Source organism: Hydrogenivirga okinawensis (genome assembly GCF_055385515.1).
Map to the genome: position 1 here is coordinate 1,449,831 of NZ_AP042386.1, position 11,857 is coordinate 1,461,687.

The following is an 11,857-nucleotide window of genomic DNA, read 5'->3' on the forward strand; positions in this document are numbered from 1 at the left end:
TTAACCTCCAAACACAAGCCTCGCGGTGTGCTCCATTATCCTGACAAAGGGAGCGGGATAGAGACCCATCAAGAAGGCCACCGCTAATATAAGAACGAAAGGAACAACATGGTGAGGTTCTACATCCTTCAAAGACTTCCACTTTTCCCTTCTGTGATCCGATATAGTCTCCTCCTCAAGCATTACCCTCTTGTACATGTACAGGAAGTAAGCCGCTCCCAAGATCATCCCCGTTCCGGCTATAACCGCCCATACGGGATGGGTCTTAAAGGTTCCAAGGAGAACGAGAAACTCTGCTATGAAACCCGCGAGACCGGGGAGACCTATGGAGGCAAGACCAGCTATCATGAAAAAGATCGCGAAGTTGGGTATGTATCTCGCGAGACCACCGAGATCGTCCATGTTGTAGGAGTGGATCCTGTCGTATATGAAGCCTGCAGCGAAGAAGAGGGCTGCCGAGGAGAGTCCATGAGCTATCATCATGTAAACCGCACCGTTAAGGGCATCCTTGTCTAAAGCGAAGGTTCCGAGGGTAACTATACCCATGTGGGATATGGAGGAGTAGGCGATGAGCCTCTTTATGTGGGTCTGGGCTATCGCCATCATGGCTGCGTAGATGATCGCTACAACGCTCAGACCAAAGATGAGCGGTATGTAGTACTTCGAGGCGTCGGGGAATAGGGGAAGGGAATACCTGACGAAGCCGTAGGTTCCCATCTTCAGGAGAACACCGGCAAGTATAACCGATCCGGCAGTAGGTGCTTCAACGTGGGCGTCCGGTAGCCACGTGTGAACCGGGAACATCGGTATCTTGACGGCAAAGCCTATACCGAAGAGTAAGAAAGCAGCCAGTTGAAGCCATAGGGGATAACCCATCTTCGTGTGCTCTATGTAATCGAAGGTTATCTGTCCTGTGCTGAAGTATCCGTAAACTATAACCGAGGCGAGACCCAAGAGCAGGAAGAGGCTACCGAAGAAGGTGTAAATGAAGAACTTGTTCGCCGCATAAACCTTCCTCTCGTGCCCCCAGAAGCCAATTATGAAGTACATCGGTATGAGCATCCCCTCCCAGAATATGTAAAAGAGGAAGAAGTCGAGGGCTGAGAAGACCCCTAAGCAAGCGGTCTCAAGCATCAGAAAGAGGGCTGTGTACAGGACGGGACGGTCCTCTATCCTTATAGACCAGACGAACACGGTGAAGAAAAGGAGGGCGGTCATAAGTATAAGGGAAATGGCCATCCCATCTACGCCGAGGTGGTAGGAGATGCCCAGCGTCGGGATCCAGTTTATCTTAGTCTCGAACTGGAAGCCCCCCTTAGAAAAGTCGAAGTTCAGAAATAGAATAAGTGAAAGCAGGAAGACTATTCCCGAGACTGCTATGGAGGATATCTTTGCAAAGGACTCCTTTCTAACTATCGCAACCGCTCCCGCCGTCAGGAGGGGCAGGAATATTATCAGGCTAAGGAGATGCTCCATCAGTATCCTCCTCCGTATATAAGTCCTAAGAGAAGCAGAACAAGTATAGCAAATCCCGTTCCCAGACCAAGGGCGTACCAGTTTATCTTACCCGACTGTAGAAACCTGAGCCCCTGTCCTACCGACTGAACTACGAAGGCAACCCCGTTCACCACCCCGTCTATGAACTGCCTCTCCCCCACCGCATAGAGAACCCTGGAGTAGCTAAGGTATCCAAAAGCCAGGATCCCGTGGTAGAGCTTCTCGGTAAAGAACTGCTCTCTGAAGGTGGTGTGCAGTGCCTTCAGGGACTCGTAGGTCCTTTCGGGATCTAAGAACTTTTTGACAAAGACCGCGTAAGCGATCAAAATTCCCGCCACGCCGACACCGACGGAGGTGAGAGCGACATTCAGATGAATCTCCTTATGCTCCCCTCCCACAGCGTGCATATACCAGCCCTCAAAGAATCCCGCAACTATAGCCATAACCCCAAGAACTACCATAGGAACAGTCATAACAGACCCCACTTCCTTGGGCTCGTGAGGATCTATCTTCCTGAACCTCTCCTCACCGTGAAAAACCACGAATCCCTCCCTGAAGATGTAGTAGGCTGTCAAGAAAGCCACAACAGTCCCCAAAAGTCCCCAGACAAAGCTCGCCTCGTAGTAGCTACCTATGATCCTGTCCTTTGACCAGAAACCCGAGAAGGGAAAGATCCCCGCAAGAGCGAGAGCACCTATCACAAAGCTCGCATAGGTAACAGGCATGTACTTCTTAAGACCACCGAAGTTGTATATGTCGTAGAGCCTGTGGTGGAAGGCGGTAATGACGCTACCAGCTGCCAAGAAGAGGAGAGCCTTGAAGAAGGCGTGAGTAGTAAGGTGGAACATAGCACCGCCTTTATCTCCCACGCCGAGGGCGAGGAACATATAACCGAGCTGGGACATGGTGGAGAAGGCGATGATCTTCTTCATGTCGGTGTGGGAGGTGGCGGCAAGTGCAGCAAAGAGAGCTGTAAGTCCTCCTACAACCGCTATGACCTTCAGAGTCTGGGGAGCCGCTTCGAAGAGAGGATAGAGCCTTGCGACCATATAGACACCTGCGGCGACCATAGTGGCAGCGTGAAGGAGAGCAGAGACCGGAGTAGGACCAGCCATAGCGTTGGGGAGCCACGTGTGGAGAGGTAGCTGACCCGACTTTCCCACAGCACCACCGAAGAGGAGCAAAGTAGCGAGACCGATCATAGCGCTCTGAGTGTGGGGAACCTGCTCGAAGATCTGGACAATGTCCAGAGTTTTGAAGATCAGGAAGGTGGCGATGATGCCGAAGACAAAGAGCCAGTCACCGATTCTGTTCATAACGAAGGCTTCTAAGGCTGCGTTTGTAGCTTTTTTCTGGTTATGGTAGTAGCCGATCAAAAGGTAGGAAGCAAGACCAACACCTTCCCAGCCGAAGAAGATACCGAGGAGGTTGTCGGACAAAACTATAAGGAGCATGGCGAAGAGGAAGAGGGAGAGGTAGGAGTAGAACTTGTATACCCACTTACCGAACTCGCTTTGCATGTAGCCTATGGAGTAGATGAATATGAGTGTAGCGACGAAGGTGACGACTGCTGCTGTGATGGAGGAGAGGGCGTCGAAGTAGAAGCCAACAGATAGTGTGTAGCCTTCCAAGGGAAGGAACTCGTAGAGTTTTATCTGAACGGGAGAATGCAGTGCTTCAAAGCTGACGATTATCGAGAAGAGAAAGGATATCGCTCCTCCAAGGATCGTAACGATCCCGCTCGCCCTATCCCCTATCTGTCTTCCGAAGAAACCTGTTATCAAGAAGGCTAAGAGAGGTGCGAGTATTACAATGAGACCTTCCATCCGTTACCCCCTCATGTCGGTGATCTCGTCCGTGGACTCCACGAACCTGGATCTGAAGATGGCGATTATTATACCCAAACCCACCGCTGCCTCCGCGGCGGCTAAGGCTATTATGAAGAGGGCAAATATCTGACCCTCCACGAGACCCATGTATGCGTCCGCCCCCACGAAGGCGACGTTCACAGCGTTCAAGGCGAGTTCGAGGCTCATCAATACTGTAACCAGATTCCTCCGAGCTATGAGCCCAAGGACACCGAGCCCGAAGAGTATCATGCTGACCACAAAGTAAGCCTCAACCGGTATCGTCTTCATAGGTCTGACTCTCCTTCCTTCCTATTAGAACAGCCCCTATCATACCGATAAGGAGAACGAGGGAAACGACTTCGAAGGCGAAGAAGTACTTAGAGAAGAGAATAGAACCTACCACCTCTGTATTACCGAACTTCTCTATAAAGGCTCTGAACTTTCCTTCAGGAGAAGCCTTTATCCCCAGAAAGAAAACGAGAACCATCTCGACGTAGAGGAGTAAAACTAAGGGCAGGGAAAGAACACCTTCCATCCTGTAATGGGAGCTCTTCTTTATAGCTTTCTCCCAAGGAACGGCGGTAAGAACGAAGATATAGAAGACCGCTATGGCGACAGCGTAGATCAGAAGTTGTAAAGCGCCTACGAGTTCAGCTCCGGCGGTAAAGAATATGCCCGCAACCGCTATGAGGGCCGAGAGTAGCCACAGGATGACGTATATAGGATTTGTGAAGGTTATCACACCTATACCTGAGATGATAGCCCAGGCAGAGAATATCAAGAAGATAACGAATTTCGTCATTCATGCCTCCCCCTGTACTGGGGTTCGGGGAGTTCGAGATCGTTCTCGTACCAGAGCTTCTCCCTCTGGGAGTCGTCTATCCATATCCTGTCGGGTTCGTTCTCCCTCCTCGCCTGCCAGTCCTTACCTATCTTCTCCAGGAGTTCGAGGTCGAGTATAGAATCCTTCCTTGTGTAGGAAGCTGTTTCGTGTATGTCGCTCTGGAAGAGGCAATCTACAGGACAGGCGTCCACGCAGAAACCGCAGAAGGTGCAGAGCATGAGGTTCATGTTGAAGACGGAGACGACCCTTTTTCCGTTTTCCAACTTCTTACCTTCTATCTCGAAGAGCTGGGGGACTGGACAGGCACGTTTGCAGAGCATACAAACTACGCACCTGCTCCTCCCCGGTACAACCTCTATCTTGAACCTCTCCACCCACTCATCGTAGGCGGGCTGTGGTTCGTTCCCGTCCACCACTTTGTGTCCGAAGAAACCCCTGAATCTCTTTGGAGGGGTGAGCTTCTCGTAAGGATAGTGGGTGGTTATCGTTTTGCTGAAGGCGTGCCGGATAGTTACCGAAAGTCCCTTTATGAAATCTACGAAGAATATCCTCTCTATCCAGCTCAGGGGCTTCTGGGCTACCCTCTTGATCATAATTTTACCTCCAAACCACGGGAGCAATTATAGCGGTAAAGACTATGTTTATCAAGGTGAGCGGGAGCATAACCTTCCATGCAGTTTCCGTGATCTGGTCTATCCTGTATCTGGGAAGGGTCCAGTGTAGCCAGAGTATGAAGAGGAAGAGGGCGGTAACCTTGAGCAAAAACCACGCGTAGGGGGAGAGGGGACCTAAGAAAAAGAGAGGATCTACAAAACCCACGAAGGGGATGTTTATGGGAGACCAACCTCCGAAGAATAGAACCACCGCTATAGCAGAGAGGGAGAGGACTTCCACATACCACTCCACGAGGGGGAAGAGACCGAACTTCATACCCCCGTACTCAACGGTGAAACCCGTAACGAGCTCCGCCTCCGCCTCCTGTATGTCAAAGGGAACCCTCCCCGTCTCTGCAAGAAGGGCGAACATGTAGACGACGAAGGCAACCGGCTGAACCCAGACGTACCATAGGTTTTGATCTATCTGCCTCTGGACTATCTCGTAGGTCGAGAGTGTCCCCGCGAGGATTATGGGACCCATCACCGCGAAGGTTATCACCACCTCGTAGGAGACTATTATCCCCGCCTTCCTCATGGAGCCTATGAGGGGATACTTGGAGTTGGAAGCCCATCCAGCTATGGCTATCGCGTAGACCGCAAGGGATCCGAGACCGAAGACGAGGAGAAGACCCACGTTAACGTCTGTTAGGATAGGCTTTATCTTGTATCCGAAGAGCTCAAACTCGGGTCCGAAGGGAACGACCGCAAAGACGAGGGTCGCGGGAACGAGGGCGAGGACGATGGCAAGGTTGTAGAGGAACTTGTTCCCGTATCTCGGAAATAGATCCTCTTTGGTTATTAGTTTGAGTCCGTCTGCAAGTGGCTGGAGGAGTCCGTGCCAGCCGACGACCATAGGTCCCGGTCTCCTCTGTATGTGCGCCGCTACCTTCCTCTCAACCCACGTCAGATAGGCACCGACTCCTAAGACTATCCCTAATATCACGAGTATCTTCACGATCACCACTATGAGGTCTACGACTACGCTCTCCATCTACCTCCTCCTAAAGCCATACCTTGGAAAAGTCGATCTCTAAAACGCATCCCTTTAGATCAAGCTTCAAGACCTCATCCCTTAAGTCCCTTACCTTCCTGTATCCCCTCTCAGAGTTTTTATAGACCTTCGCAAGCCTGTGTTCAGGATAGACCAACATGTAGTAATCCCCACCCTCGTGCTCGTATATGTCCCTCTTTACGCCTTCGTCCCTCTCGGCAGAGGATTCTAAAACTACCTCAACTATCATCAGGGGAGCCTTCCTTATGTAGTCCTCTACTTCCTCGCAGATGATGGATATATCGGGACGGAAGACGGTATCCTGAGATATTATGTAGTCAAGTTCTACGACGAGGTTGCAATCTTCCCACTCTTCGAGCTGAGGTTCAATGATAGAGGCGAGACGTGTTACGATCCGCTGATGTATATACTTGGGAGAAGCTAAAGCCACAGGGACACCCTCTATAAGTTCCCAGTCCCCCTGCCACTTTTTGTAGTCTTCAACGGTGTAGTGGGGTAGATACCTTACCGCTCTCATCTGTCCGTCTCTCCTACGACCGGATCTATGCTCGCGAGTATGGTAACCGCGTCCGCTATCACTCTGTCTTTCATAAGGTACGGGTATATGCAAAGGTTGTAGTAAGAGGGAGGTCTCACCTTTACTCTGTAAGGCTTCACCCCTCCCATGGAGAAGACGTAAAAGCCGAGCTCACCCCTCGGATTCTCTCCCGAAGAGTAGATCTCTCCCGTGGGAACCTTCAGACCTATGCCGTCCAAGGTCAGCTTTATCTTCTTCTCCTTGGGAACCTCTGCAAAGAAGGGAGCATCTTTAGGCATCTTCTCAAGCTTCGCTACGCACTGCTCTATTATCCTCACGCTCTGCCTCATCTCTTCCACACGCACGAGATACCTGTCGTAGCAGTCCCCTATCTCTCCCACGGGGATGTCAAACTCTACCTCTGAATAAGCATCGTAAGGCTCAAACTTCCTTATGTCGTAAGGTATCCCCGATCCCCTTATCACCGGACCGGTTACTCCGTAAAAGTAGGCAACCTCAGGGTCTATTACACCGACCTCCTTGTTTCTCCTGAGCCATATCCTGTTCCTCGTGAGGATTCTCTCCCAATCGCTCAGTTCCTTGGGAAACCTCTTGATGAAAGCCTTGATAACCTCCAAGGCTCCCTCCGGAAGATCCATCCTCACCCCGCCCACCCTCGGGTAGGAGATGGTGAGCCGAGCCCCCGTTATACCTTCGAGGATGTCCATTATCTTCTCCCTCTCCTTGAAGGCGTAGAGGAATATGGTGAGCGCTCCGAGGTCAAGGGCGTAGGTTCCGAGCCAAAGGAGATGGGAGTTTATCCTCTGGAGTTCGGACATCATGGTCCTTATGTATTTGGCTTTCTCGGGAACGTCCTCCTCAATTCCGAGCATCCTCTCAATTGCAACGACCCAAGCCTGATTGGAGCACAGGGCGGAGAGGTAATCCATCCTGTCGGTATAGACGAGGAACTGGTTGTACATCTCGTTCTCGGCAAGCTTCTCCACTCCCCTGTGAAGCTGACCTAAGATCACGTCCGTCTGAACTATTCTCTCCCCTTCAAGGTCAAAGAGAAACCACATAGTCCCGTGGGTTCCTGGATGTAGAGGTCCCCAGTTGAGAACTATCTGAGCCTTCTTCTTTAGCCTGTTCTTCTCCGTTATCTCAAGATCCTCTAAGGTGGGGACTATGGTGTGCTTCCTCTGATAGTTCATAGTTCCCTCAAGCTTGTCTCCGTAAAGAACCTCGTTCAGAGAGGGGAGATCCTGCTCCGGTATTCCCTCAAGGGGGAAGTCCTTCCTCAGTGGGAAGTAGGGGTAGGTATCCCACATAAAGGCTCTCACGAGGTTCTCGTGTCCCTCGTACTCTATTCCGAACATGTCATAACATTCCCTCTCCGACCACTTCCCCGCAAACCAGAGCTTCTCTATGGAGGGGAGCTTTCCTTCCGTCCTCGTCTTGACGATCACCCTCTTCCTCTCATCTACGTTGTAGAGGACGTAGAAGGCTTGAAACCTTGAGAGCCTGTCTTCGGGGAAGGCTATGAGGTTTTCCTTTACCGCATTTTTGAAGTCCTTCTCCTTCTCCAAGATCTCCTTAAGATCAACGACCGAGTGGTCCAAGAAGAGCTTAAACCCCTTCTCCTTCTTTAGAGCCTTGAGGAGGTCTATGAGATTTTCCTTCTTCACGTGAACCGCGGTGGAGTTTTTAAGCTCAACTATCTCAAGTTCAGGGAACCTGTCCTTAAGGTCTATAAGATCTTCCTTCTTAACCCAGGGCATCAAACCTCCTCCATCATTGAGCCTTCTTCGTAGTAACCTCGTCCTCGGCGGTGTAGAGCTTGTAAATCATGTAAACCAGAAGTAAAGAGACGAGCAGGGCAACTATAAAATCAACCATGGTCCTCCTCCAGTTCTGAAAGAAGTCTGTTTACTTTAATGTAGGTCTTCACTACGTATAGAACACCGATGGTATCAAAGAGGATTCCTCCCACCATAAGCGTGTAGTCCGCCGGCGTTAGCTTTTCCTTCAATACAAGTCCTATCAGTCCCGAGGCTACAAGAACCACTAAGGAAACTCCCACCTTAAACCTGTCCTGCTCAACGTCTATCTTCTTCAATACCAACTCTCTACTCATACCTCCTCCATCTCAAACTGCCAGTTGAGGGCACCCTTCCTCCAAGCGTAGAGGAGTCCGTAGGTGAGTATGAGTATGAAGAGGAACATCTCTATGAAGCCGAAGATACCGAGCCACCTGTAAACCACCGTCCACGGGAATAGGAAGGCGGCTTCTATGTCAAAGAGTAGGAGGAGCAGTCCGAGGAGGTAGTAACCCTGATGGAAGGTGGTCTGGGCGTTCTCGTCGTAGAGGGGAACTCCGCACTCGTAGGGATAGTCCTCGTACTCTTGAGGAGTCTTGGGACCGAAGAGCCAGTTTAGAGAGATCATCACCAGGGCTATGCCGAGCATTATCACGAAGAAGATGAGAAACCCTATGTAGTCCATGCTCCTCACCTCACGAATAGATTTTCGGCGGCCGGCTTTATAAGCGTCCAGACAACCTCCGGGAAGACCGCTAAGGCAAGAGTTAATATAGTCAGGAAGACGAGGGAGACCACCTCCGAAAATCCTACCTTCGGAACGGAAACGTCCTTCTCCTTATCCTTCATGTACATGAGAACCACGAGCCTCACGTAGTAACCCGTTGATATGGCGGTGGAGAGGATCATGATGAAGGCGAGCCACCAAAGCTTATCAAAGGAAAGAGCCATGAAGACGAGAGCCTTACCTACAAAGCCTACCGTGGGAGGAATACCTAATAAAGCGAACATGTAAATCATGAAGGCGAAGGCAAGGTAAGGTAGGTTGAACCTTAGTCCAGAGAACTCAAAGATCTCGTTGTTCCAGTTCTCCGACCTCTCAAGCATGGCTACTACGAAGAAGGAACCCGCCGCCATGATCGCATATACCACGAGGAAGTATATAACCGCCTTTAATCCGATAACCTCTGTAACCGCAACCGCGGCGAGGATATAGCCCGAATGTGCTATTGAGGAGTAAGCTAAGAGCCTCTTTATATCCCTCTGGACGAGGGCGACGAGGTTACCGTAGAGCATAGTTACCGCCGCTATGACTCCCACCGTGAGCATCCAAGCTAAGGAGAACTTCTCCTGTATTAGAGGCATTATCCTGACCACGGGAACGAAGAAGGCGAGCTTACCTACCGAAGCCATGAGGGCAGTAACGGGGGTCGGAGCACCCTGATAGGCGTCGGGAAGCCAGAAGTGGAAGGGCACCGCACCTATCTTTATGGCAAAGCCTATAAGGAAGAAGACTATTCCGAGGATAAGGTAGTGGTAATCCTCTCCCTTATAGGTGAAGATCTCCCTGAGATCTAAGGAACCCGCGTATATGTACATGAAGACAGCCCCGTAGGAGGCTAAGGCTATGCTCAGACCTCCAAGGATCAGATACTTAAAGGCTCCCTCCTTGGATATGAAGGATCCCCTCAGCAGCGCTGTGAGGATGTAGAAGCCTATAGAGACGAGTTCCAAGGACACGTAGATGATGATGAGATTGTAGGAGGAAGCCAAGATCATGGCTCCCAAGAGGGTAAAGGCGAGCATGTAGTAGAACTCTCCGTAGAAGGATCTCTTTGCGTTGAAGTACCGGTAAGCGAAGGCTAAGACCGTTAAGGTTATCACGATCTCAAAGATCTTCACTAAGGAGGAGAGGGCATCGTTGGTGAAGCTTCCGTAGAAGGTATCTCCGAAGAACTGGGCGGAGATGCCAATCGACATAAGAGCTATGACGTAACCTACCGCGCTGAGGGCTGGAAGTAGCCTCTTCTTCAGAGGTGTGGAGAGGGCAAGCTCCAAGGAGAAGAGAACGAAGGCGGTTATTAGAACCACGAGCTCCGGAAGGAAGAGGATCAGTCGCGGTATCTCTATCGTACCTATCAGTTGCTCTATGCTCATCTCACTTCAACCCCACCAGATGCTTGAGTATAAAGTTCAGCGAGCCGTCGAACATGTTGAAAAAAAGGTGCGGGAAGAAACCTATCAGAAGTATAGGTATTACAATGAACACAAAGGCGGCGAGCTTGAAACCTCTTATGTCCGTAAAGTGTATCAGGATACTCTCTTCCCTTACGTCAAGGAACAACGTCTTGAGCATATAGAGAACGTAAGCTGCGCTGAAGAATCCTCCCACGAGAACGAGAAGGGCGAGCTCGTAGGAATATTCCTTTGCGGAGAGAATAGTCAGGAACTTACCCCAGAAGGAGGAACCTCCGGGAAGACCCATAGCGGCGAAAGCGGTTGTGGCAACTATCACCGCGAAGACTGGCATGAACTTGACCGAACCCCTCAGGCTCTCCATGTTGAAGGTGTGAAGCCTGTTGTAAATGAACCCCGCTATCATGAAGAGAGAGGCGCTCGTCATCCCGTGGGCGAACATCTCTATGACAGAAGCCCTAAGACCTTCATGGTTTAAGAGAAACATGGCGGTAACCACGAAACCCATGTGAGAGACCGAAGAATAGGCAACGAACCTCTTGACGTTGTTCTGGACTATCGTCATCCACGAGGCGTAGATTATCGTAATTATCCCTATGGCTACAAGTAAGGGCATCAGCTTAACCGAAGCCTCGGGGAAGAGACCCACGTTGAACCTCAGGAGAGCGTAGGTTCCCATCTTGAGGAGTATCGCCGCAAGAACTACGGAACCTGCCGTAGGAGCCTCTCCGTGGGCGTCGGGAAGCCATGTATGGAAAGGAACGAGGGGTGTCTTGACCGCAAAGGCTATGAAGAAGAGGAGGAAAAGGAATATCTCGAGACCGGGAGTGTAAGTGTTGTTTATAAGGTCGAAGTAGCTGAAGGAGAACTTACCGGTGTTCAGATAGTGTTGAACCGCGACCGAGACTATACCGAGGAGTAAAAAGAGGGAGGAAACGAAGATGTATATGAAGAACTTATAGGCAGAGTAAAGTCTGAGCTTGTAACCCCATATTCCTATAGCGAAGAGCATCGGAAGAAGCGTCAGCTCGTAAAAGACGTAGAAAACTATCAGATCGAAGCTCGTGAAAACTCCTACCAGAAAGCTCTCTGAGAACAGGAAGGCTACGAAGTACTCCTTCAGCCTGAAATTTATCTGATTGTCCCGGACAGACCACAGAATTGCCACGAGGGAAATGAGAGTTGTCAGGAGGTACATGAGCAGAGATAGACCGTCGAGACCTAAGGAGAGTTTTATATTGAACTCTTTCAGAATCGAGTACTCTTCGTAAAACTGAACTGCCGAAGCTCTGGAGTAGTCGAATAAGCAGAGTACCAGAAGAGAGAGAAGGAAGGTTAGACCTGCCCCAAGTATAGACAGAGTTTTCGAGTGCCTTTCGGGACTCAGCACCACCAGCAGGGCAAAGACAGCCGGTAAGATTATGGACAAACCGATAAAAGGGAAACCCGTCGCTATCGTTTCCAT

The 11,857-nt window shown here is 50.5% G+C and carries 12 protein-coding genes; all 12 read right to left on the reverse strand.

The features are described from left to right. On the reverse strand, positions 1 to 1,476 hold the full coding sequence (locus tag ACZ483_RS08305) for a complex I subunit 4 family protein (protein ID WP_464323708.1): 1,476 nt from the start codon (positions 1,474 to 1,476) through the stop codon (positions 1 to 3). After that, positions 1,476 to 3,323 carry an NADH-quinone oxidoreductase subunit L gene (gene nuoL / locus ACZ483_RS08310; protein WP_464323709.1) on the reverse strand — a complete coding sequence of 616 codons (1,848 nt, stop codon included), beginning with the start codon at positions 3,321 to 3,323 and terminating at the stop codon, positions 1,476 to 1,478. The genes ACZ483_RS08305 and nuoL overlap by 1 nt, the downstream gene beginning before the upstream one ends. Positions 3,324 to 3,326: 3 nt before the next feature. After that, complete coding sequence (gene nuoK / locus ACZ483_RS08315; protein WP_464323710.1) at positions 3,327 to 3,635, reverse strand: NADH-quinone oxidoreductase subunit NuoK; 309 nt, start codon at positions 3,633 to 3,635, stop codon at positions 3,327 to 3,329. Continuing rightward, the gene (locus ACZ483_RS08320; RefSeq protein ID WP_464323711.1) at positions 3,616 to 4,149 is read right to left on the reverse strand and encodes an NADH-quinone oxidoreductase subunit J family protein; all 534 of its coding nucleotides are present in this window, start codon (positions 4,147 to 4,149) and stop codon (positions 3,616 to 3,618) included. The genes nuoK and ACZ483_RS08320 overlap by 20 nt, the downstream gene beginning before the upstream one ends. Further along, positions 4,146 to 4,784, reverse strand: coding sequence for a NuoI/complex I 23 kDa subunit family protein (locus ACZ483_RS08325; protein ID WP_464323712.1), 639 nt, complete (start codon positions 4,782 to 4,784; stop codon positions 4,146 to 4,148). The genes ACZ483_RS08320 and ACZ483_RS08325 overlap by 4 nt, the downstream gene beginning before the upstream one ends. Before the next feature lie 4 nt (positions 4,785 to 4,788). After that, on the reverse strand, positions 4,789 to 5,838 hold the full coding sequence (nuoH, locus tag ACZ483_RS08330) for an NADH-quinone oxidoreductase subunit NuoH (protein ID WP_464323713.1): 1,050 nt from the start codon (positions 5,836 to 5,838) through the stop codon (positions 4,789 to 4,791). A 10-nt stretch (positions 5,839 to 5,848) separates the two neighbouring features. Beyond that, on the reverse strand, positions 5,849 to 6,376 hold the full coding sequence (locus ACZ483_RS08335) for a Uma2 family endonuclease (protein ID WP_464323714.1): 528 nt from the start codon (positions 6,374 to 6,376) through the stop codon (positions 5,849 to 5,851). Then, the gene (locus ACZ483_RS08340; protein ID WP_464323715.1) at positions 6,373 to 8,157 is read right to left on the reverse strand and encodes an NADH-quinone oxidoreductase subunit D; all 1,785 of its coding nucleotides are present in this window, start codon (positions 8,155 to 8,157) and stop codon (positions 6,373 to 6,375) included. The genes ACZ483_RS08335 and ACZ483_RS08340 overlap by 4 nt, the downstream gene beginning before the upstream one ends. A gap of 110 nt (positions 8,158 to 8,267) precedes the next feature. After that, entirely contained in the window at positions 8,268 to 8,513 is a 246-nt protein-coding gene (locus tag ACZ483_RS08345) for a hypothetical protein (protein WP_464323716.1), read from the reverse strand. Beyond that, on the reverse strand, positions 8,510 to 8,881 hold the full coding sequence (locus ACZ483_RS08350; RefSeq protein ID WP_464323717.1) for an NADH-quinone oxidoreductase subunit A: 372 nt from the start codon (positions 8,879 to 8,881) through the stop codon (positions 8,510 to 8,512). The genes ACZ483_RS08345 and ACZ483_RS08350 overlap by 4 nt, the downstream gene beginning before the upstream one ends. Before the next feature lie 5 nt (positions 8,882 to 8,886). After that, complete coding sequence (locus tag ACZ483_RS08355) at positions 8,887 to 10,353, reverse strand: NADH-quinone oxidoreductase subunit N (RefSeq protein ID WP_464323718.1); 1,467 nt, start codon at positions 10,351 to 10,353, stop codon at positions 8,887 to 8,889. 1 nt (position 10,354) lies between these two features. Further along, positions 10,355 to 11,857 (reverse strand): complex I subunit 4 family protein, encoded by a 1,503-nt coding sequence (locus tag ACZ483_RS08360; protein WP_464323719.1) that lies wholly within the window; start codon positions 11,855 to 11,857, stop codon positions 10,355 to 10,357.

Bases quoted from the DNA above. Each gene is read 5' to 3' on its own strand.
- ACZ483_RS08345 (WP_464323716.1), bottom strand. From the start codon at position 8,513: ATGAGTAGAGAGTTGGTATTGAAGAAGATAGACGTTGAGCAGGACAGG.
- ACZ483_RS08335 (WP_464323714.1), bottom strand. From the start codon at position 6,376: ATGAGAGCGGTAAGGTATCTACCCCACTACACCGTTGAAGACTACAAA.
- ACZ483_RS08355 (WP_464323718.1), bottom strand. From the start codon at position 10,353: ATGAGCATAGAGCAACTGATAGGTACGATAGAGATACCGCGACTGATC.
- ACZ483_RS08325 (WP_464323712.1), bottom strand. From the start codon at position 4,784: ATGATCAAGAGGGTAGCCCAGAAGCCCCTGAGCTGGATAGAGAGGATA.
- ACZ483_RS08350 (WP_464323717.1), bottom strand. From the start codon at position 8,881: ATGGACTACATAGGGTTTCTCATCTTCTTCGTGATAATGCTCGGCATA.
- ACZ483_RS08360 (WP_464323719.1), bottom strand. From the start codon at position 11,857: ATGGAAACGATAGCGACGGGTTTCCCTTTTATCGGTTTGTCCATAATC.
- ACZ483_RS08305 (WP_464323708.1), bottom strand. From the start codon at position 1,476: ATGGAGCATCTCCTTAGCCTGATAATATTCCTGCCCCTCCTGACGGCG.
- nuoH (WP_464323713.1), bottom strand. From the start codon at position 5,838: ATGGAGAGCGTAGTCGTAGACCTCATAGTGGTGATCGTGAAGATACTC.
- nuoK (WP_464323710.1), bottom strand. From the start codon at position 3,635: ATGAAGACGATACCGGTTGAGGCTTACTTTGTGGTCAGCATGATACTC.
- nuoL (WP_464323709.1), bottom strand. From the start codon at position 3,323: ATGGAAGGTCTCATTGTAATACTCGCACCTCTCTTAGCCTTCTTGATA.
- ACZ483_RS08340 (WP_464323715.1), bottom strand. From the start codon at position 8,157: ATGCCCTGGGTTAAGAAGGAAGATCTTATAGACCTTAAGGACAGGTTC.
- ACZ483_RS08320 (WP_464323711.1), bottom strand. From the start codon at position 4,149: ATGACGAAATTCGTTATCTTCTTGATATTCTCTGCCTGGGCTATCATC.